18 protein-coding genes are annotated in these 19,221 nt (G+C 56.4%); 13 read left to right on the top strand and 5 right to left on the bottom strand.

Annotated elements, in window-relative coordinates:
• Nucleotides 1-6 precede the first annotated feature (6 nt).
• The gene (trpE, locus tag ACR3EJ_RS12345; protein WP_480422949.1) at nucleotides 7-1,518 is read left to right on the top strand and encodes an anthranilate synthase component I; all 1,512 of its coding nucleotides are present in this window, start codon (nucleotides 7-9) and stop codon (nucleotides 1,516-1,518) included.
• Nucleotides 1,519-1,542: 24 nt separating this feature from the next.
• Here trpE and ACR3EJ_RS12340 read toward each other — a convergent pair whose 3' ends face one another.
• Nucleotides 1,543-3,027 (bottom strand): divergent polysaccharide deacetylase family protein, encoded by a 1,485-nt coding sequence (locus ACR3EJ_RS12340; RefSeq protein ID WP_480422948.1) that lies wholly within the window; start codon nucleotides 3,025-3,027, stop codon nucleotides 1,543-1,545.
• 197 nt (nucleotides 3,028-3,224) lie between these two features.
• Between ACR3EJ_RS12340 and ACR3EJ_RS12335 the strand changes: the two genes are divergently transcribed.
• The 6 genes from ACR3EJ_RS12335 to lexA all read left to right on the top strand — a co-directional run bounded on the left by ACR3EJ_RS12335 (nucleotide 3,225) and on the right by lexA (nucleotide 8,042).
• Nucleotides 3,225-3,806, top strand: coding sequence for an anthranilate synthase component II (locus ACR3EJ_RS12335; protein WP_170470574.1), 582 nt, complete (start codon nucleotides 3,225-3,227; stop codon nucleotides 3,804-3,806).
• Nucleotides 3,803-4,822 carry an anthranilate phosphoribosyltransferase gene (gene trpD, locus ACR3EJ_RS12330; protein WP_170539929.1) on the top strand — a complete coding sequence of 340 codons (1,020 nt, stop codon included), beginning with the start codon at nucleotides 3,803-3,805 and terminating at the stop codon, nucleotides 4,820-4,822. Before ACR3EJ_RS12335 ends, trpD begins: the two co-directional genes overlap by 4 nt.
• Nucleotides 4,819-5,631 (top strand): indole-3-glycerol phosphate synthase TrpC, encoded by an 813-nt coding sequence (gene trpC / locus ACR3EJ_RS12325; RefSeq protein WP_170539932.1) that lies wholly within the window; start codon nucleotides 4,819-4,821, stop codon nucleotides 5,629-5,631. The genes trpD and trpC overlap by 4 nt, the downstream gene beginning before the upstream one ends.
• Nucleotides 5,631-6,104 carry a cyclic pyranopterin monophosphate synthase MoaC gene (moaC, locus tag ACR3EJ_RS12320; protein ID WP_170539934.1) on the top strand — a complete coding sequence of 158 codons (474 nt, stop codon included), beginning with the start codon at nucleotides 5,631-5,633 and terminating at the stop codon, nucleotides 6,102-6,104. The genes trpC and moaC overlap by 1 nt, the downstream gene beginning before the upstream one ends.
• The gene (locus ACR3EJ_RS12315) at nucleotides 6,101-7,273 is read left to right on the top strand and encodes a molybdopterin molybdotransferase MoeA (protein WP_170539937.1); all 1,173 of its coding nucleotides are present in this window, start codon (nucleotides 6,101-6,103) and stop codon (nucleotides 7,271-7,273) included. Before moaC ends, ACR3EJ_RS12315 begins: the two co-directional genes overlap by 4 nt.
• Before the next feature lie 70 nt (nucleotides 7,274-7,343).
• The gene (lexA, locus tag ACR3EJ_RS12310; protein WP_170540423.1) at nucleotides 7,344-8,042 is read left to right on the top strand and encodes a transcriptional repressor LexA; all 699 of its coding nucleotides are present in this window, start codon (nucleotides 7,344-7,346) and stop codon (nucleotides 8,040-8,042) included.
• On the opposite strand, the gene ACR3EJ_RS12305 is transcribed toward lexA, so the two are convergent.
• Nucleotides 8,036-10,063: a ComEC/Rec2 family competence protein gene (locus ACR3EJ_RS12305; RefSeq protein ID WP_170539940.1), complete on the bottom strand. Its 2,028-nt coding sequence runs from the start codon at nucleotides 10,061-10,063 to the stop codon at nucleotides 8,036-8,038. The genes lexA and ACR3EJ_RS12305 overlap by 7 nt on opposite strands.
• A gap of 78 nt (nucleotides 10,064-10,141) precedes the next feature.
• On the opposite strand from ACR3EJ_RS12305, the gene gltX reads away from it, so the two are divergent.
• The 3 genes from gltX (at nucleotide 10,142) to ACR3EJ_RS12290 (ending at nucleotide 14,072) form a co-directional block, all read left to right on the top strand.
• Complete coding sequence (gene gltX, locus ACR3EJ_RS12300) at nucleotides 10,142-11,548, top strand: glutamate--tRNA ligase (protein WP_170539943.1); 1,407 nt, start codon at nucleotides 10,142-10,144, stop codon at nucleotides 11,546-11,548.
• A 114-nt stretch (nucleotides 11,549-11,662) separates the two neighbouring features.
• Nucleotides 11,663-12,958 (top strand): citrate synthase, encoded by a 1,296-nt coding sequence (gene gltA, locus ACR3EJ_RS12295; RefSeq protein WP_170539946.1) that lies wholly within the window; start codon nucleotides 11,663-11,665, stop codon nucleotides 12,956-12,958.
• Nucleotides 12,959-13,130: 172 nt separating this feature from the next.
• Nucleotides 13,131-14,072: an autotransporter domain-containing protein gene (locus tag ACR3EJ_RS12290; RefSeq protein ID WP_170539949.1), complete on the top strand. Its 942-nt coding sequence runs from the start codon at nucleotides 13,131-13,133 to the stop codon at nucleotides 14,070-14,072.
• Between the two features lie 9 nt (nucleotides 14,073-14,081).
• Here ACR3EJ_RS12290 and ACR3EJ_RS12285 read toward each other — a convergent pair whose 3' ends face one another.
• Complete coding sequence (locus ACR3EJ_RS12285; protein ID WP_170539952.1) at nucleotides 14,082-15,137, bottom strand: PA0069 family radical SAM protein; 1,056 nt, start codon at nucleotides 15,135-15,137, stop codon at nucleotides 14,082-14,084.
• 320 nt (nucleotides 15,138-15,457) lie between these two features.
• Between ACR3EJ_RS12285 and ACR3EJ_RS12280 the strand changes: the two genes are divergently transcribed.
• Both ACR3EJ_RS12280 and ACR3EJ_RS12275 read left to right on the top strand, forming a co-directional pair.
• On the top strand, nucleotides 15,458-16,156 hold the full coding sequence (locus tag ACR3EJ_RS12280; protein WP_170392964.1) for a corrinoid protein: 699 nt from the start codon (nucleotides 15,458-15,460) through the stop codon (nucleotides 16,154-16,156).
• 94 nt (nucleotides 16,157-16,250) lie between these two features.
• Entirely contained in the window at nucleotides 16,251-16,916 is a 666-nt protein-coding gene (locus tag ACR3EJ_RS12275) for a DUF1638 domain-containing protein (protein WP_170539955.1), read from the top strand.
• 3 nt (nucleotides 16,917-16,919) lie between these two features.
• On the opposite strand, the gene ACR3EJ_RS12270 is transcribed toward ACR3EJ_RS12275, so the two are convergent.
• Nucleotides 16,920-17,330: a SufE family protein gene (locus ACR3EJ_RS12270; protein ID WP_170539959.1), complete on the bottom strand. Its 411-nt coding sequence runs from the start codon at nucleotides 17,328-17,330 to the stop codon at nucleotides 16,920-16,922.
• A 140-nt stretch (nucleotides 17,331-17,470) separates the two neighbouring features.
• Between ACR3EJ_RS12270 and ACR3EJ_RS12265 the strand changes: the two genes are divergently transcribed.
• Nucleotides 17,471-17,995, top strand: a complete 525-nt coding sequence (locus ACR3EJ_RS12265) for a hypothetical protein (protein WP_010440294.1) — start codon at nucleotides 17,471-17,473, stop codon at nucleotides 17,993-17,995.
• Here ACR3EJ_RS12265 and rnd read toward each other — a convergent pair.
• Nucleotides 17,992-19,149: a ribonuclease D gene (gene rnd / locus ACR3EJ_RS12260; RefSeq protein WP_170539962.1), complete on the bottom strand. Its 1,158-nt coding sequence runs from the start codon at nucleotides 19,147-19,149 to the stop codon at nucleotides 17,992-17,994. The two genes, ACR3EJ_RS12265 and rnd, sit on opposite strands and share 4 nt — an antisense overlap.
• Nucleotides 19,150-19,221 lie beyond the last annotated feature (72 nt).

The raw sequence follows: 19,221 nt of genomic DNA, 5'->3' as shown, positions 1-19,221 counted from the left end.
CAGCACATGGCCCTGACCCCGGAATTCGAAACTTTCGCGCGCGCCTATGACGCGGGTGAAAATCAGGTTGTCTATACCCGACTTGCCGCCGATCTGGACACGCCCGTGTCCTTGATGCTCAAGCTGACGGGCGCACAAAAAGACGCCTTCATGCTCGAATCGGTGACAGGTGGCGAGGTGCGCGGTCGCTACTCGATCATTGGCATGAAACCCGATCTCGTCTGGAGGTGTCATGGCGAAACATCGGCCCTGAACCGGTCGGCCCGGTTTGATGCCGACGCGTTTCAGCCACAGGATGGCAACCCGATGGATAACCTGCGCGATTTGCTGGCCGAAAGCCGCATCGCGCTGCCGGATGACCTACCACAGGCGGCTGCCGGGCTGTTTGGCTATCTGGGCTATGACATGGTGCGGCTTGTGGAATACTTGCCGGATGTGAACCCCGACCCGCTGGGCCTGCCGGATGCGATCATGCTGCGGCCTTCGGTGATCGCCGTATTGGACGGTGTTAAAGGTGAGGTCACTGTGGTGTCTCCGACCTGGGTCAGCGACGGACAATCCGCTAAGGCCGCATATGCACAAGCTGCAGAGCGTGTCATGGACGCTGTGCGTGATCTGGAGCGCGCAATGCCCGCCGAGACACGCGATCTGGGTGACGCGATTGAAGTTGGCGCTCCAGTATCCAACTTCACCAAATCGGGCTACATGGAGGCCGTTGAAAAGGCCAAGGAATATATCCGCGCAGGCGATATCTTCCAGGTTGTCCCAGCCCAACGCTGGACGCAGGACTTTCCGCAATCTCCGTTTGCCCTCTACCGGTCTTTGCGGCGTACGAATCCGTCGCCCTTCATGTTCTATTTCAACTTCGGTGGCTTTCAGGTTGTTGGCGCGAGCCCTGAAATCCTGGTCCGCGTCTTTGGGGATGAAGTCACGATCCGCCCAATCGCAGGCACTCGACCGCGAGGCGCAACGCCCGAGGAAGACAAGGCCAACGAAATCGATCTGCTTGCCGACAAAAAGGAACTGGCCGAGCACCTCATGCTGTTGGACCTTGGACGCAACGATACGGGCCGTGTGTCCAAGATCGGAACCGTCCGCCCCACCGAAGAGTTCATTATCGAACGCTACAGCCACGTGATGCACATCGTGTCGAACGTGGTCGGAGAACTTGCCGAAGACAAAGACGCGCTGGATGCCTTCTTTGCCGGGATGCCTGCGGGTACAGTCTCGGGCGCGCCAAAAGTGCGCGCGATGGAGATTATCGACGAGTTGGAGCCCGAAAAACGCGGCATCTACGGCGGCGGTGTCGGGTATTTCAGCGCTGGTGGCGACATGGACATGTGCATCGCATTGCGTACGGCCATCGTGAAAGACCACAAGCTTTATATTCAGGCTGGCGGCGGTGTTGTCTATGACAGCGACCCCGAGGCGGAATATATGGAGACCGTGCACAAATCGAACGCGATCCGACGCGCGGCGGCAGATGCGGCGCGTTTTACCGGCAGCGGAAACAGCTGAGAAAGCGGCAACAAGGTGCCGCTTTTACCCGTCCGTCAAGGCTTCGGAAGCACCTTTTTCGACTTCTTTCATCATCACGGCTGAGATCGGTGCCATCGCCACCCGGCTGCCGCGATCCTCAAGCCCCCACAGCAACAAGGCCGAGATCGTTTCGGGGCGCAATCGTCCAAGCATTACAACCGCACCCTCCTGCCCGGCGCGGAATGCCGCTTGATCTAGAAAGCGCCGCATTATCTTGGGATCCTGCTTGGCCCCATCGAAATCGCGGAATACGACGCTGGACGGAACGCCATTGCGGGCGGCGAGTTTCTGCGCAGTGTTCAGGCCGTTATCCTGTGTCACCAGACCACGGCCGGTGTCGCCAACAATGGCGGCGACCTGGTCTGCCAGTTTTCGGTTGCCCTGAATACCGCTTTCGACGCCCTCTAGAATGCCTACTGTGTGTGGTAACTCATCCAACCACACCGACAAGGATACTTCTGCATCCTGAGCGCTGGCGGCTTCGTGCATGTCAATCATTGCCAGCACTTCAAAACCCGCTTCGCGATGGCGCGCCATCTTTTCGGCTGCATCCGGGTCTGACGGGCTAATGGCAAAGCTTAGCGGGTATGGAAAATCCTGAAGCGCCTCGGCTCCAAATGCTCCTTCATCGTCGATCAAAATGATAGACATCAATGGCTTGGCTTCGGGGTTCTCAAAGATCGCGGCATGCGCTTCGATTGGTTTTGCCGCCACCTCAGGCACTACCTCGGTTTGCTCAACGGGTGCGTCATCCCTTTCGGTCAGGGGTACGACACGTTTGCCGATCAGTGAATTAGAGCTCGCGGTCCCTTCCCCGCCAATTTGAGGCAGCGTCAGCACGCGCGGCTTGCTGACCGGGCGTGTATCTTCTTCGCCCTCAACGGCAATCGGGTTATCGTTCGGCACGCCCTCGGTTACCGGAACCTCAAAAGTTACGTCCGGCAATTCTTCGGTCTCGGGTTCCAATGCCGCCACTTGAGGTGCTTGTTCCTCAGGCGTTTCTTCCGCGATCCGGGGTTCAGGTACCGCTTCAGGCTCTGGTGCTGGAGGCGCGTCTGCAACCCTGGCCGGTTCAGCCTCTGGTCTGGGCGTTTCCGGTTCAGCAAGCGGCGCCGGCGGTGCTGTCGGCGCATCTGTCTGAACGGTCACCGCGGGTGTCGAAATTCCAGCAGGTGCTGCGGTGGCAACAGGCGAGTCACTTGACTGCGGAGGCGGCCCGGGCGCAAGCTCGACGTCTGCCAAACCATCCAGAGTATCTGACGATAGCTCCGGGCTTTCGGGACCCGATGGTGGCAACTCAACCAGATCTGCATCGACACCAATGCTATCGACATTCGCTGTTTCAGGCGCATCAGGCGCATCAGCCACTTCGGGTGCTGTTGCCGCAACTTCTGGCTTGCGCGACAAGGGGGTGGACAGCGACAGGACCGCGCCCAATGCCAGGACAGAGACCGCACCAGCGATCAATCCACCATAAAATCCGCTCATCGAAATCTCGCCTCTCGCGTTGTTTCGTGCCTCAACCACCCAAACGCCATCTTCTGCGGCGCTCACTTGCACTGCGCCAAGTTGGGTATGTCCTCTTGACGCTGCCGCACAAGCCTGAGCATGTATGTCCCGACATTATACCGCGCTCAAGGGCTGCATCGCCAGTCTGAAATGCCGATAGGAAGATAAGTGCCCAAATGCTGCTGCTGATCGACAACTATGACTCGTTTACCTACAACCTCGTTCATTATCTGGGCGAACTTGGGGCCGAGATGGTCGTGCGCCGGAATGATGCGCTGGATGTACAGGAAGCAATGGCGATGAACCCGGCTGGCATCCTGCTGAGCCCCGGCCCTTGTGATCCCGATCAGGCGGGTATCTGCCTTGCGCTGACCGAAGCGGCAGCCGAAACACAGACGCCGCTGATGGGCGTTTGCCTGGGCCATCAAACCATTGGTCAGGTCTTTGGTGGCAAGGTCGTGCGATGCCATGAGATCGTGCATGGCAAGATGGGCACGATGAATCACACCGGCAAAGGTGTATTCGCTGGTTTGCCATCACCATTCGAGGCGACCCGCTACCACTCATTGGTCGTTGAACGCGAAAGCCTGCCCGAGTGCCTTGAGATCACCGCCGAACTTGAGGATGGCACCATCATGGGCTTGCAGCACAAAGAGCTTCCCATTCACGGCGTCCAGTTCCATCCGGAATCCATCGCATCCGAGCACGGTCATGCCCTGCTCAAGAATTTCCTGAATGAAATGAAAGTCCCCGCATGAGCGATGCTCTGAAACCGCTGATCGGTGCTGCGGCCGATCGACCTTTGACCCGTGCCGAGGCTGAACAGGCCTTTGGTATTCTGTTTGACGGTGCTGCGACTCCGAGCCAGATCGGCGGATTGCTGATGGCGATGCGCACACGCGGTGAAACGGTGGACGAATACGCCGCCGCCGCCGCTGTAATGCGCGCCAAATGCAATGCTGTGAAGGCCCCGGCGGGAGCAATGGATATCGTGGGCACCGGTGGTGACGGCAAGGGAACGCTCAACATCTCGACGGCAACGGCCTTTGTAACGGCGGGTGCCGGTGTCACCGTTGCAAAACATGGCAACCGGAACCTAAGTTCGAAATCCGGTGCGGCGGATGCACTTGGTCAGCTTGGAATTAATGTGATGGTCGGCCCGGAAGTGGTTGAAAAGGCGTTACAAGAGGTCGGTATCGGCTTCATGATGGCGCCGATGCATCACCCTGCGATTGCCCATGTCATGCCTTCAAGGCAAGAACTTGGTACGCGCACGATATTCAACATTCTGGGTCCTCTCACCAACCCGGCTGGTGTGAAACGCCAACTGACCGGAGCGTTTAGCCCTGATCTGATCCGCCCAATGGCCGAAACTCTGGGCCTGCTGGGCGCCGAGCATGCCTGGTTGGTGCATGGTTCGGACGGGACCGACGAGTTGACGATTACAGGCGTCAGCTGGATCGCCTCCGTTGAGGACGGCGTTGTCAAAGAGGTCGAGCTTCACCCTGAAGACGCAGGTCTGCCAGTCCACCCATTCGAGGATATTGTCGGCGGGACACCGGAAGAAAACGCCATCGCATTCCGTGCCTTGCTGGACGGCCAGCCATCGGCCTATCGTGACGCAGTACTGCTGAATTCTGCCGCTGCACTTGTTGTCGCAGATGCCACCAGTGATCTGCGTGAAGGGGTCGCTATGGCCGCTGAAAGCATCGACAGCGGCAAAGCCCGTGAAAAGATCAACGCTCTGGCACGCATTACACAGGAAGCCGCATGACCGAGACCGTTCTGGACAGGATCAAAGCCTACAAACTTGAAGAAGTCGCCTCAGACAAGGCAGCTAAATCGCTGGAAACATTAGAGTCAGAGGCGTGCAATGCACCAGAGGTGCGGGGGTTTTCAGAAGCTCTGCACAAAGCCACGCGATCCGGCTATGGGCTGATTGCCGAGGTTAAAAAAGCCAGCCCATCCAAGGGATTGATCCGCGAAGACTTTAACCCACCTGCTCTGGCCCAAGCTTATGAAGCGGGAGGAGCTGCGTGCTTGTCGGTGCTGACCGATACACCTAGCTTTCAAGGGGCAAAGGAATTCCTGACTGAAGCCCGTGCAGCATGTTCTCTGCCCGCTTTGCGTAAAGATTTCATGTATGACCCCTATCAGGTGGTCGAAGCCCGAGCTCTGGGTGCGGACTGTATTCTGATCATCATGGCCTCGGTTGAAGATGCGCAAGCTTCAGAGCTTGAGCAGACAGCGTTCGACTGGGATATGGATGTTTTGATCGAAGTACACGACGCCGAGGAGCTAGAGCGGGCGACGCAGCTGAAAAGCCCTCTGATCGGGATAAACAATCGCAATCTCAAGACCTTCGAGACCACACTTGATACGACACGCCACCTGTCGAAGTTGGTTCCAGCAGATCGCACGATCGTGTGCGAAAGCGGTCTGAGCACGCCTGCTGACCTTGCTGATATCGCCCGCTATGGCGCGCGCTGCTTCCTGATTGGCGAAAGTCTGATGCGACAAGACGATGTGGCCAGCGCCACCCGTTCGCTACTGGCTAATCCACTCATCCCCGGAGTGATGTGATGCCACTGACGCATTTCGATGCCAAGGGCGAGGCACACATGGTGGATGTGTCCGAAAAGGCCGTCACCGACCGGGTTGCAATCGCCGCAGGTTACATCAGGATGGCCCAAGAAACCTATGATATTATTTCAGAAGGCCGCGCTAAGAAAGGTGACGTTCTTGGTATTGCGCGTCTCGCTGGCATCATGGGCGCAAAGAAAACACCGGACTTAATTCCGCTGTGCCACCCTCTGCCCGTTACTAAAGTTGCGGTTGAGCTGACCCTGGATCCGGATCTTCCCGGCGTGCAGATCGAAGCCACCGTCAAAACTGCGGGACAAACTGGTGTCGAGATGGAGGCACTGACGGCGGTCTCAACCGCCGCCCTGACTGTCTATGACATGACTAAAGCCGTGGATAAGGCAATGGAGATTGGCGGCATCCGAGTTCTTTTGAAAGACGGCGGTAAATCAGGTCGTTACGAGGCGTCATGATCTCCGTCGAAGACGCCCGAGCCCTATTGTTCGATCTGGTCACGCCCCTGTCTGCGGAAACGGTTCATCTTGCAGAGGCAGGTGGTCGCATCTTGGCGCAGGACGTCGCTGCAACACGTGATCAACCCCCTTTTGCAGCGTCTTCGATGGACGGATATGCGGTGAAAGCGACCGAAGTTGAATTGCATGCGATGTTCAAAGTGATCGGCGAATCCGCAGCCGGAAAGCGCTTTGAAGGCACGGTCGGGCCCGGTCAAGCAGTGCGAATATTTACGGGTGCGCCGATGCCTGACGGCGCGGATTTTGTCGTTATTCAAGAAGATGTCGAGCGCCGAGACAGCCTGATCACCATCACTCACCCTCCCGGAGAAAAGACCAATGTCCGCCCTGCTGGCATAGATTTCGCCGTCGGCACCAAAATCATGGCCCCACGCCAGCTACGGCCCGAAGATATCGCGCTGTTGGCAGCGATGAATATTGCCTCCGTCCCTGTGACCCGAAAACCTGTGGTGGCATTGATATCGACGGGCAATGAACTGGTGATGCCCGGCGAGACGCCTGGACCCGATCAAATCATCGCGTCAAACACGTTTGGCCTGAAAGCACTCCTTGAAAACAACGGTGCGCATGTGCGCGTGCTACCGATCGCACAAGACACGGTTGGCTCTCTGGAAACGGCTTTTGGTCTGGCGCAAGGCGCAGACCTTGTGGTGACCATCGGCGGCGCGTCGGTCGGAGAATACGATCTGGTAGCAGATGTCTCGGAAGGCCTAGGGCTGGAGCAGTCGTTCTACAAAATCCGCATGCGCCCCGGTAAGCCACTAATGGCTGGACGCCTCGGCGACGCAGCAATGGTTGGCCTGCCCGGCAATCCGGTTAGCGCAATGGTCTGTGGGTATCTGTTTTTGGTTCCGATGGTGCGGCGCATGCTGGGAATAGAACATGTACTTCAACCTCTGCAGCAGGCCCAGCTGACGGCACCACTCACTGAAAACGGTGGGCGCGAACACTATATGCGCGCGATTGTGGACAAAGATGGCATTCGGGCTTGTGACGATCAGGACAGTTCACTCCTAAGTGTTTTGGCACATGCAAACGCATTGCTGGTAAGACAGCCCAATGATCCCGCGCGCCCTGTCGGTGATAAGGTCACCTACCTGCCCATCTAGCAAATCCGTTGACACAAAACGTGAACATGCGTAGAACAAAAGAAAACGCATGAGCGATGAGGTGCGAGCGATGCTGACCAAGAAGCAATTGGATTTGCTGGAATTCATCCACAAACGCGTGCAAGCGGACGGTGTTCCGCCCAGTTTTGATGAAATGAAGGCTGCGTTGGACCTGCGTTCCAAATCCGGGATCCATCGACTGATCACGGCGCTGGAAGAACGTGGCTTTATCCGCCGCCTTGCTCACCGGGCACGCGCCATTGAAATCGTCAAGCTTCCCGAAAGCCTTGGTGGTGAGCCGACGGTGGGCTTCAAACCCCGCGTGATTGAAGGTGACCGGCCCGATGGGGCCCGCCCAGCGAACTTCGAACCCGTCACCGTTGATGCGATGGAACTGCCTGTCATGGGGCGGATCGCGGCCGGTGTCCCAATCGAAGCGATAAGCCATGTTTCGCACCGCGTGGCGGTGCCGGGCTCGATGATTTCAGGCAGCGGTGAACATTACGCGCTTGAAGTGCGGGGCGACTCGATGATCGACGCCGGAATCAACGATGGCGATGTCGTCGTGATCCGTGAAACCACGGCGGCAGATAACGGGGATATCGTGGTGGCGCTGGTTGAAGATCAAGAAGCCACGTTAAAGCGCTTTTTCCGTCGCGGTCAGGCCATTGCACTTGAGGCTGCAAACCCGGCTTATGAGACGCGTGTGTTGCCCGAGGATAAGGTGAAAGTACAGGGTCGGCTGGTTGGTTTGATCCGTAGCTACTGACGGGGTTGAGGTGACCACAGGCGGCGTCCTGAAGCCTCTGAACTGGTGAGCAAACTCCCTTTGGAAATGGCAAGACTGCCTGTGCTTCGCAGTGCCTCCGGGTCATAGATACGACACGCACCTGTCAGAGACAGCGAAACGGACGCGATAATAACTTGATCTGGCCGGCACTCTTCAAAGGCAAGCGCAGCGCGTTTGCCTGTTAGGTGCACTAGCTCTTTGTCACCCAGCAGATAACGTTGGACACCGCCTGAGGACTCAGGCCAGCGCTTCGCCGCCTTTGGCTGATCCGCGTCGTCTCCGTCATTCTCCAACCAAACCGATGCGACAAAACCGCTGCCTTTTGGTTTACTCAGCGCACGGCCTTGATCGGTCATCACGCCGACGAGCCCTCCGGTATCTGCGATCAGAACATCAGGACGGCTCCCCTGCCCCCACATCGCAATAGCGACCACCGCCGGGGCCAATCCAATCCATCGCGTGCGCCCTTGCCACAGGATCAACCAGAGGAAAGACACTGCTGTAACGGGCAGTACAAATGCGCCTGGGCTAACAACAAATCCCCGCGCACCTTCAAGTCCCGAAACCCAGGACGCAACCGCAAGGATCCAATTCAGCCCCAAACCCATCACGTGCAGTGCGATCGCCTCAAGCCCGAATGGCGCAAGAAGTGCTGCGACAACGGCGCTCGGGACGACCAGAGTGCCCATCACCGGGACCGAGACGAGGTTTGCGATTAATCCATAGTGGGACACGGTGTTGAAATGAGCCGCCCCGATGGGCGCAGTTGCAATCCCCGCGATCGCCGATGAAATCAACAAGGCCAACACCGGTCGCATCCAGAGTGGACCGGGCATTGGACCATAGTCTCTCAAGGCTCCGAAACCCGCGACCAGAGCGGTCGTCGCAGCAAATGACATCTGGAACCCGGGGCTCAGCAGTGTTTCAGGGCGCAGTACCAATACGATCAATGCGGCAACGGCCACCGCCCGCAGCGAGATCGCACGGCGGTCCAGCATCACGGCTCCTAGCATGACGCAAACCATGACAAATGCGCGCTCGGTCGCGACGTTTCCGCCAGAGAGAAATAAATAGATAGTGGCAGCGACTAAGGCGCAGATCGCTGCGATTTTTCGTACAGGTAAACGCAGGGCCAGCATAGGCACCATCGACAATCCGATGCGGCATGCCACGAATACAAAACCAGTCAGCAAGCCCATATGCAATCCAGAGATCGCCAGAAGATGCGCCAGATTTGAGGCACGCAAGGACTCAAGCGAGGCCTTGCTCATACCGCTGCGATCCCCTGTGGTGACGGCGGCAGCAAATCCGCCGATCTCGCCGGGTAAAATTGCACGAACTCTGTCCGAGATCGCCATACGCCACGCCGTAATACGAACGCCGCTTTGTCCATCGCGAGCCGGGGCCGAAGACAAAACTGGAACACGGGTATATCCAACTGCGCCAAGCCTTTGGAACCAAGCGTGGCGGCGAAAATCAAATCCACCCGGTTCGACCGGACCTTGCGGCGGAGAAAGGTGCGCGGTGGTCATGATCCGCTGACCCGGGGACAACGCAACAGTATCGCCATGTATCGAAAGTCGGATGCGCCCGGGCCTTTGATCAGCGGGAATATCGACAATCCGCATCTGATCCAGCATAACCCGCAGCGCATCCGACGCAGAGCGGTCCAGCGCTATGACCCTCCCCTCGACCGGGCCATAATAGCGCCATTGCAAGACTGGCTCTGCAACCATATGGGCCCGCGTTCCGGCCAGCAGGAAACCCAACGCAATCAGCGTCATCCCGATGGGCAACGGACGCCAGGCCTCTCTCAGCCAAAGACTGGAACCAATCGCCAACAACACAAACGCAACAACCACTGCGTACACGCCTGCGCCGGGTTCAAACCTCAGGCTAAAGTACCAGCCGATCCCGACCGCAAGACAGACCGGAGACCACGGGAACAGATATCCCCGCTGGATCAGCAATGCGGTCTCGACCCGTGTCAGAACACGCATGGTTGCCCCCGTCCTTCGGGCTGGGTAGATAGTCGCCAAACTATGCCCGCTAAGGTTACCAAAAGGTTAATCCACACAATGTCCGATCAGGTCGTCACTCGCTTTGCCCCTTCTCCCACCGGATTTCTGCATATCGGTGGCGCGCGCACCGCTCTGTTCAACTGGCTCTATGCGCGGGGCCGCGGGGGCAAGTTCCTGTTACGGATCGAAGATACAGATCGGGAACGTTCGACTCCGGAAGCAACGGCCGCGATCCTGCAGGGTATGAAGTGGTTGGGGCTGGACCACGACGGGGACGTTATCAGCCAATTCGAAGGTGCCGCCCGTCATGCCGAGGTTGCGCGTCAGTTGCTTGCTGAGGGCAAGGCCTACAAGTGCTATTCGACCCAAGAGGAAATCGCTACGTTCCGCGAACAGGCGCGCGCCGAAGGTAAGTCGACGCTGTTTCGCAGCCCATGGAGGGATGCCGACCCAGCCACGCACCCAGATGCCCCCTATGCGATCCGCATCAAAGCGCCGCAGGAGGGTTCCACCGTGATCCGCGATCAGGTGCAGGGCGACGTGACCATTCGCAACGATCAGCTTGATGATATGATCCTGCTGCGCTCGGATGGCACGCCGGTCTACATGCTGGCGGTTGTGGTCGATGATCACGATATGGGCGTGACTCATGTGATCCGGGGAGACGACCACCTCAACAACGCTGCCCGTCAGATGATGATCTATGAGGCGATGGGGTGGGACATCCCGGTCTGGGCGCATATCCCGCTAATACACGGCCCGGATGGAAAAAAACTTAGCAAACGCCACGGCGCATTGGGTGCGCAGGAATATCAAGCCATGGGCTATCCTGCCGCGGGGATGCGCAATTATTTGGCGCGCCTTGGTTGGAGCCATGGAGACGATGAATTCTTTACTGATGCTCAAGCCAAAGAGTGGTTTGATCTGGAAGGGATCGGCAAAAGTCCCGCACGGTTTGATTTGAAGAAACTGGAAAACCTATGCGGACAACATATTGCCATAGGAGAGAATGCTGCGTTGCAGCAGGAAATCCAGGATTATCTGTCTGCGGCAAACAAATCACAGCTGACCGAAACACAATCGAGTGATCTAGCGCGTGCGATGTATTGCCTCAAGGATCGAGCGCGCACTTTCCCGGAACTCCTTGAAAAAGCCCATTTTGTTCTGACGTCCAGACCTATCCAACCGGACGAGAAGGCGGCTAAGGCCCTGACGTCAGTATCCGACGGTATACTGAAAGAATTGACGCCGCAGCTGCAAAATGCTAGCTGGTCTCGGAACGAACTGGAGGAGACCCTGAATTCGTTCGCAGAGGCGAACGGGGTTAAGTTCGGCAAATTGGCCGGCCCGCTGCGGGCCGCGCTGGCAGGCCGGGCAGTTACACCTTCGGTATTTGACATGATGCTTGTGCTTGGGCGGAATGAAACCCTGGCGCGGCTTGATGATGCAGCGAACCCTGACTGATTTCACATTCGGGTAATGCTGCTCCACTAAGAACGAACTGCGCTACACCACGCAGTCGTTGCCTGCTTTGACGGACAGCGATCCGGCAACTGTACGAATGAGGAAGGGATATACATGACCGAGAGCCAACAAACAGCCAAACTGACTGTCCACGGCGAAAGCTACGATCTGCCGGTATTTTCTCCGACTGCGGGGCCCGACGTGATCGACATTCGTAAGCTCTATGGTCAAGCTGGTGTATTCACTTATGATCCGGGTTTCACGTCGACGGCGAGCTGCGACAGCACCATCACTTTTATTGACGGCGACAAGGGCGAACTCCTGCACCGCGGTTATCCGATTGAGCAGATCGCATCGAAATCTCACTTCCTCGAACTCAGCTATCTGCTGCTTTATGGCGAACTGCCATCGGCAAAAGATCTGGAGAAATTCGAGACTACCATCACGCGCCACACGATGTTGCACGAGCAAATGCAGTATTTCTACCGCGGTTTCCGTCGCGATGCGCATCCGATGGCCATCATGGTCGGAGTGGTCGGCGCCATGTCTGCCTTCTATCACGATTCGACCGACATTTCGGATCCGCGTCAACGCGAGATCGCGTCTCATCGCCTGATTGCAAAGATGCCGACGATCGCGGCTTGGGCTTATAAGTACCATATTGGGCAGCCCTTCGTGTATCCGCGCAACGATCTGGACTATGCGTCAAACTTCCTGCAAATGTGTTTCGCGGTTCCTGCAGAAGATTATGAGGTGAACCCGATTCTGGCCCGCGCCATGGATCGTATCTTCATGCTGCAGGCGGACCACGAACAGAACGCGTCGACATCGACGGTACGTCTGGCGTCTTCGTCTGGTGCGAACCCGTTCGCCTGTATCGCGGCGGGCATCGCTTGCCTCTGGGGTCCGGCCCATGGCGGCGCAAACCAGGCCTGCCTTGAAATGCTGGAAGAGATCGGCAGCGTAGACCGCATCCCCGAGTTCATTGAACGCGCCAAGGACAAAGACGATCCGTTCCGCCTGATGGGCTTTGGCCACCGCGTTTACAAAAACTTCGATCCGCGCGCGACTGTGATGAAACAGTCTGCAGATGAGGTTCTTGATCTGTTGGGTATCGAAGATAACCCTAAACTTCAGGTCGCCAAGGCGCTTGAAATGCAGGCCCTGGAAGATCCATATTTCATCGAAAAGAAACTGTTCCCAAATGTCGACTTCTATTCGGGCATTGTGATGGAAGCTATGGGTTTCCCAACCTCGATGTTTACTCCGATCTTTGCATTGTCGCGTACGGTTGGCTGGGTCAGCCAGTGGAAGGAAATGATTGCCGATCCACAAAACAAAATCGGTCGTCCGCGTCAGTTGTATCTGGGCGCGACAAGTCGCGACTACGTAGATATCGAAAACCGCTGATCGGTGACAGAAGTTGAAATGAAGGCCCCGGCTAGCCGGGGTCTTTTCTGTTCCTAGCGTTACCTAAAAGAAACCGTTCTGAGGCAATCTTGGACTAGCGCCCTGTTCGTTCTTTTCGCGGCACGCCACTCAACCTAGTGTTGCTGCGTCCAGCAATAAGATTCCGGTTATCATGCGTTCCGCCCTTGTGTTCCTTTTGCTGCTGTTTGCACAGACCGCCGCCGCACAAAGCCTGCTTGAAAGAGCTTTTGAACAGCAGCAGCAGGAAAATGCTGCTGGCTCGCTCGCGATTTTGGGGCTGGCTGGCATCCCGGACGATTCTGCCAGTGCAATTTCGTTGCAATCGAACACGGATAATCGCGACTACGATTTCAAATCCGCACAGCTGGGTGGCGGATTTCGTCTTGCCGAAGGCGTACCGATCTATCTCGAGGGCTACATCGGATACGCGCGCTATGATCCCGTTCTGACCTTCAGCGGCACCGGAGAAACTAATCGTGTACCTCTGAAATGGACCAGCCTCGCCCTCACTGGTGGAGTCGGCTATCAGTTTGACATTGGGGAGTTTTGGAAACTGACTCCGATGGCCCATATTTCGGTCGGGCGCACGCAATCCGATGCATCGATAGGGGCGCAAGCCATCGCCAACCGCCTTGGCCTTGACCGGGATTACCTTGATAGCGGTGGTATCTGGGCTGGTGGCGCGGGTGGCTCGATGACAGTTGCGTACGAGAAATCGCTATCTAATGATCGGGAGTTCGAAGCAAGCCTGCGCTATACGCATATCGAATATTGGCCTATCGGCGACAACGAAGACCTTTTGGTTGAATCGACCGCCGCGAATGCCGTCCTTTGGTCACGATATCGATTTCCAACGGGTAAAAGTATGTTCGGGCGCCCAGTTCGATGGGTTGGTGATCTGTCGGTATCCTATCTGATCGGGGATCAGGCACTGGTGCTGGGCACGGATTGGCTCGCCCGCGTCGGTGGCGGGATTGAGGTTGATCTATCCGATACCTGGGTGCCCTGGGTATCAACGACCCGTTTCATGGTCCGCTATTATGGAAGCGATACAGTAAACGGTTTCTCGGCCGGAATCGGTATCAGCTTCTGACTCATGAATTCAGAACAAACTTAACTGATCACCAGACTGGGGCGGTGGCGCGAAATCCGCGCAATTCAGCGGCGGTAGGTCTACGGCGAGTCCCAGCCGTTTCACGGCGGCGCTGAACCGTTGCGCAATCATTTCGGCATAAGTCCCCTCGCCCCGCATTCGATGACCCCAACGCGGATCATACTCTTTTCCTCCATGCATCTCCCTTAGCCGCGCCATAACCTTCTCGGCCCTGCCTGGCTGATGCTCGGTCAGCCATTCCCGCCACAGCTCGGACACTTCGCGCGGCAGCCGCAACATGATCCAGCTTGCGGCGTCTGCACCCGCCTGCTTGCCGGCTTCCAACAGCTTCTCAAGCTCATGATCGGTTAATCCCGGCACGACAGGAGAGGTCATAACGCGCACCGGTATCCCTGCTTCGGTCAAGACGCGAATCGTGCGCAACCTGCGCAGTGGAGAAGGTGCACGTGGCTCCATCTGACGGGAAAGATTAGCGTCCAGAGTGGTCAGCGAAATCCCGACCCGCACAAGACCGTTGCGGGCCATGGGCGCTAGAATATCGAGATCACGTTCGATCAATGTACCTTTTGTCACGATGCCGATTGGATGCTGAAAATCACTTAACACCTGAAGACAGCCTCTTGTTATCTCGCGGCTTTTCTCAATCGGTTGATATGGATCGGTGTTAGTGCCCAACGCAATCGTAGCCACCTTATAGCGTCGCGCAGAAAGCTCCCGTCGCAATATCTCTGCGGCATTGGGGCGCGCGATCAGACGTGTTTCAAAATCCAACCCTGGCGACAGGCCCAGATATGCATGGGTTGGCCGGGCAAAACAATAAACGCAACCATGCTCGCAACCCCGATATGGATTGATCGAACGATCAAAAGGTAAATCCGGTGATTTGTTGTAGGTGATCAGACTGCGGGCCACTTCGTCCTGAACCTCGGTCCGCAGCGGAGGTAGATCTTCGGAGAAATCCCACCCATCCTCGGTCAGTTCGGTCAAATATTTCTCGAATCGACCTGCTGAATTTGATGCCGCTCCCCGGCCCGGATGGTTCATTCTTACGGCCACTTGTTCACCTTATGTTCCGATTGTAAGTACTAATTTAAGCTAGGCCCAATGGCAAGGATTACACCTGCTTCCTATCCGACCACCTTGAGGCGTTTTTGAAATCGGTCTGCGCGAAGGAAATCAGAACAAATGAAACAAATGCAGGATGATCTTGCAGAATTCGAGGTCGCCCGACGCCAAAATTCGGCCTATAGGTCGGTCTCGGAACGACCTAGGTCGCAATCGTCACAGTAGTCCTGCGACGAAATGGCCAAAACGGAAAAAATGCCACCACGGGCCGCGAGCCCGCACAGCTCAGGGAAATACCCATGTCTGATGAAGAAGACATCGTCCTGTCCGAACTGAATGACGACGAACTCGTCGAACAGATGTTCGATGACCTTTATGACGGCCTGAAGGAAGAAATCGAAGAAGGTGTGAACATCCTGCTCGAGCGCGGATGGCAACCCTACGACATCCTGACCAAAGCGCTGGTTGGTGGCATGACAATTGTCGGCCACGACTTCCGCGACGGCATCCTGTTCGTGCCCGAAGTTCTGTTGGCCGCCAACGCCATGAAAGGCGGCATGGCAATCCTGAAGCCATTGCTGGCTGAAACCGGCGCTCCGCGCGTTGGCAAGATGGTGATCGGAACCGTCAAGGGCGACATCCATGACATCGGCAAGAACCTTGTTGCGATGATGATGGAAGGCGCTGGATTCGAGGTGGTTGATATCGGCATCAACAACCCGGTCGAAAACTACCTGGAAGCGTTGGAGAACGAGCAGCCCGATATTCTGGGCATGTCCGCCCTACTGACCACGACTATGCCTTACATGAAGGTGGTAATCGACACGCTGGTAGAACAGGGCCTGCGTGATGAATACACTGTTCTGGTTGGCGGCGCACCACTGAACGAAGAGTTTGGCAAGGCGATCGGTGCTGACGGCTATTGCCGTGACGCAGCCGTGGCGGTGGAAATGGCCAAGGACTTCATGTCGCGCAAGCACAACCAACTGGCCGGCTAAGGCACGCGACCATACCGTGAGACAGGCCGTCCTTTCTGGGGCGGCCTTTTTTGTCCAAAGCCTGACATATATAGTTGCCAACCAGAGAGATCACATGACCGACGCGCCGATACCAGATGATGACAGCCTGACCCGTCAAGGTTACGCCACTCCGCGCGCAGCCGAGTCGATTCTGCTGATCGCATGCGGGGCGCTTGCTCGTGAAATTCTGGATCTCAAGGAACGGAATGGCTGGGATCATATGGCTCTGACCTGCCTACCCGCAATTCTGCATGTACACCCCGAGAAAATCACGCAAGCGGTCGAGGATGCGATCGCCAAACACCGGGATTCATACGACCGAATCTATGTTGTATATGCCGATTGCGGAACCGGAGGCCTGCTGCAGACTGCATGTGAACGTCTGGGCGTCGAGATGATTCAAGGGCCCCACTGCTATTCTTTTTTCGAAGGGAATCTGGCATTTGCCGCACATGGCGACGATGAAACCACTGCGTTTTACCTAACCGATTTCCTCGCCCGGCAGTTTGACGCATTTGTATGGAAACCGCTTGGTCTGGATAGACACCCGGAACTGCGCGAGATGTATTTCGGAAATTACACCAAACTCGTTTATCAAGCACAGACCGACAACCCGGATCTCACACGTCGCGCACAAGAATATGCCGAACGGATGGGACTGGAATTCGAGCGTCGGCAGACCGGATACGGTGACTTGGAAACGACGCTTACGGATTGGGCAACACGCAACGCTACATAAAGATCAGGCGCTGGCCAACGCGACCTCGCGAATGCGTTCAATCATGGCACGTAGCCCGTTTGAACGTTGCGCAGACAAGTGCTCCTGCAGCCCCAGCCTGGCAAGTTCTCCTCCGGCGTCGACCTTTGGCACATCGGCTACCGGCAAGCCGTTGTAAAGCGTGCGTAATACCGCAATCAGGCCCCGCACGATCAGCGCATCGCTGTCCCCGTCAAATTTGAACTGTCCATTCTCGATGCTGGGATGCAGCCAGACTTGGCTGGCACAGCCATTCACTTTGGTCGCGGGAACCTTGAACGCATCATCCAGCGGTTCCATCGCCTTACCCTGCTCGATGACATGACGATAGCGGTCTTCCCAGTCTTCCAGAAACTCGAAATCTTCGACTATATCTTCAAAGGCTGGCGTTGCCATGGCTGGTCTGTCCTTGCGTTACGCGATCACATTTGTGAACTAGGCTCAGCTTCCCCTTCTGTCCAGCCCCAGTGTGGCTTTTCAAGATGCTGAAATTGCGGTAACCCAGTGCGGGTAAAGTTGCGCAAAGTATTGGGTCCATGCACAAATCTCTGACTGTTCTTCTGCTCTCCGCCACGGTTCTTTCCGCCTGTAACAGTTGGAGCAACTCTCGGGCGAACCCATCGAACTGGTTTGGCAGCAGCACACCTGCTCCATCAGAGGTTTCAGCCAGCGACGCAGATGCATTGGTTCCACGTCAAAACAACGGTAAAGGCCTGTTGGCGCGGCCTGAAATTGAAGACAATAGTGTTCCAATAGCGGTCATCAACGAATTGCGTGTCGACCCCACACCTTCAGGCGCGATCATATACGCAGCTGGTACCGCCATTCGGCAGGGCGCATATAATGCGCAGCTTGCCCGAGTAAGGTCCGAAGAACTTACCAAGAATGGCATTTTGGAATATACTTTCCGCGTGGACTATCCGGACTATGCAACCGTTCAGGGAAACGAACGCTCTAGAATGGTTTCTGAAGCTGTAAACGTCAGCGCTCAAGAACTGGAAGGCATCCGCATGGTCCGTGTCAAAGGCCAGCAGAACGCGCTAGAATCACGTCGCCGTTAAAGCGCGACCACATCCACAGCTTGCCCCTTGGCTGCCAGCGCAATCTTGCCCTCGCAAAGCTTAAGTGCATCCTCGCCAAAGACCTCAAAGCGCCAGCCGGACATGGCTGGAACATCGCGCTCACCAGCGGCGATCTGGTCCAGATCAGCGCTGGACGCAATCAGTTTTGCGGCGACGCCTGCGCTTTCGGTCTTTGATTTCAGCAAAACGCGCAGAAGATCGGCGAGGGCCGGATTCACTTTCAGCTTGTCACGGCTATTGTCTACCTTTGGCAACTGATCTTGCGGGCAGTTCACACCTCTTTTTACTGCCGCCAGGATACCGTCAGCGATCGCCCCTTTGCGGGCCTCTCGCAACAGCAAACGTGATCCACCAAGATCAGAGGGCGTTTTAGGCTTAGTCGACGCCATTTCGATTAGTGCATCGTCCTTGAAAACACGGCTACGAGGCACATTGTTCTCTTGCGCATGGGCTTCGCGGAACTGAGCCAGCTCTTTCACTACAGCCAGAAATTTAGCGGAATTTGTGCGGGTCTTGACCCTGCGCCAAGCTTCTTCCGGACGAATGTCATAGGTCTCGGGCCGTGTTAGAATACGAAGCTCTTCGCCGACCCAGTGATCCCGCTTGCTCTTTTTCAACTCAGTAGACAGATGTTCATAGATTTTCCGAAGATGGGTTACGTCTGCCAGCGCATAGTTTTTTTGCGCGTCCGTCAATGGACGCCGCGACCAGTCGGTGAAACGCGATGTCTTATCAACGCCTTCTCTACATATTTTCCGGACAAGTGTCTCATAACCGACTTGCTCACCAAAGCCACAAACCATCGCGGCAACCTGAGTGTCGAACAGCGGTGTCGGAAAGACGCCAGCGTCGACCCAGAAAATTTCCAGATCCTGCCGAGCCGCGTGGAATACTTTGACAACGCTTTCGTTCCGGAACAGGTCATACAAAGGCTCAAGCGACAAATCCTCAGCCAAGGGATCGACTAGAACAGCACTGCCCTCATCCTCGGACGGCACCGCGAGCTGAACCAAGCAGAGCTTTGAATAATAAGTCCGTTCGCGCAGAAATTCGGTATCAACAGTGACATAAGGATATTGTGCAGCAGCCGTGCAGAAGGCGGCCAGCTCTTGCGTCGTAGTCAGGGTTTTCATGCGCGGTGCTGTTCTTGCTTTTGTTTCTTGTGACTGCCCGTGTCGTGCTTGTCCCGAGCGATATGCGACCAT

This window comes from Ruegeria sp. AB11, from assembly GCF_056536325.1.
This window is presented reverse-complemented; position numbering and strand designations above follow the sequence as displayed.

Coding starts and splice junctions, on each gene's coding strand:
- ACR3EJ_RS12285 (WP_170539952.1), bottom strand. CDS start 15,137: ATGAACCATCCGGGCCGGGGAGCGGCATCAAATTCAGCAGGTCGATTC.
- trpC (WP_170539932.1), top strand. CDS start 4,819: ATGACCGAGACCGTTCTGGACAGGATCAAAGCCTACAAACTTGAAGAA.
- trpE (WP_480422949.1), top strand. CDS start 7: ATGGCCCTGACCCCGGAATTCGAAACTTTCGCGCGCGCCTATGACGCG.
- ACR3EJ_RS12305 (WP_170539940.1), bottom strand. CDS start 10,063: ATGCGTGTTCTGACACGGGTCGAGACCGCATTGCTGATCCAGCGGGGA.
- ACR3EJ_RS12290 (WP_170539949.1), top strand. CDS start 13,131: ATGCGTTCCGCCCTTGTGTTCCTTTTGCTGCTGTTTGCACAGACCGCC.
- moaC (WP_170539934.1), top strand. CDS start 5,631: ATGCCACTGACGCATTTCGATGCCAAGGGCGAGGCACACATGGTGGAT.
- trpD (WP_170539929.1), top strand. CDS start 3,803: ATGAGCGATGCTCTGAAACCGCTGATCGGTGCTGCGGCCGATCGACCT.
- ACR3EJ_RS12315 (WP_170539937.1), top strand. CDS start 6,101: ATGATCTCCGTCGAAGACGCCCGAGCCCTATTGTTCGATCTGGTCACG.
- ACR3EJ_RS12335 (WP_170470574.1), top strand. CDS start 3,225: ATGCTGCTGCTGATCGACAACTATGACTCGTTTACCTACAACCTCGTT.
- ACR3EJ_RS12265 (WP_010440294.1), top strand. CDS start 17,471: ATGCACAAATCTCTGACTGTTCTTCTGCTCTCCGCCACGGTTCTTTCC.
- lexA (WP_170540423.1), top strand. CDS start 7,344: ATGCTGACCAAGAAGCAATTGGATTTGCTGGAATTCATCCACAAACGC.
- rnd (WP_170539962.1), bottom strand. CDS start 19,149: ATGAAAACCCTGACTACGACGCAAGAGCTGGCCGCCTTCTGCACGGCT.
- gltX (WP_170539943.1), top strand. CDS start 10,142: ATGTCCGATCAGGTCGTCACTCGCTTTGCCCCTTCTCCCACCGGATTT.
- ACR3EJ_RS12340 (WP_480422948.1), bottom strand. CDS start 3,027: ATGAGCGGATTTTATGGTGGATTGATCGCTGGTGCGGTCTCTGTCCTG.
- ACR3EJ_RS12275 (WP_170539955.1), top strand. CDS start 16,251: ATGACCGACGCGCCGATACCAGATGATGACAGCCTGACCCGTCAAGGT.
- ACR3EJ_RS12270 (WP_170539959.1), bottom strand. CDS start 17,330: ATGGCAACGCCAGCCTTTGAAGATATAGTCGAAGATTTCGAGTTTCTG.
- gltA (WP_170539946.1), top strand. CDS start 11,663: ATGACCGAGAGCCAACAAACAGCCAAACTGACTGTCCACGGCGAAAGC.
- ACR3EJ_RS12280 (WP_170392964.1), top strand. CDS start 15,458: ATGTCTGATGAAGAAGACATCGTCCTGTCCGAACTGAATGACGACGAA.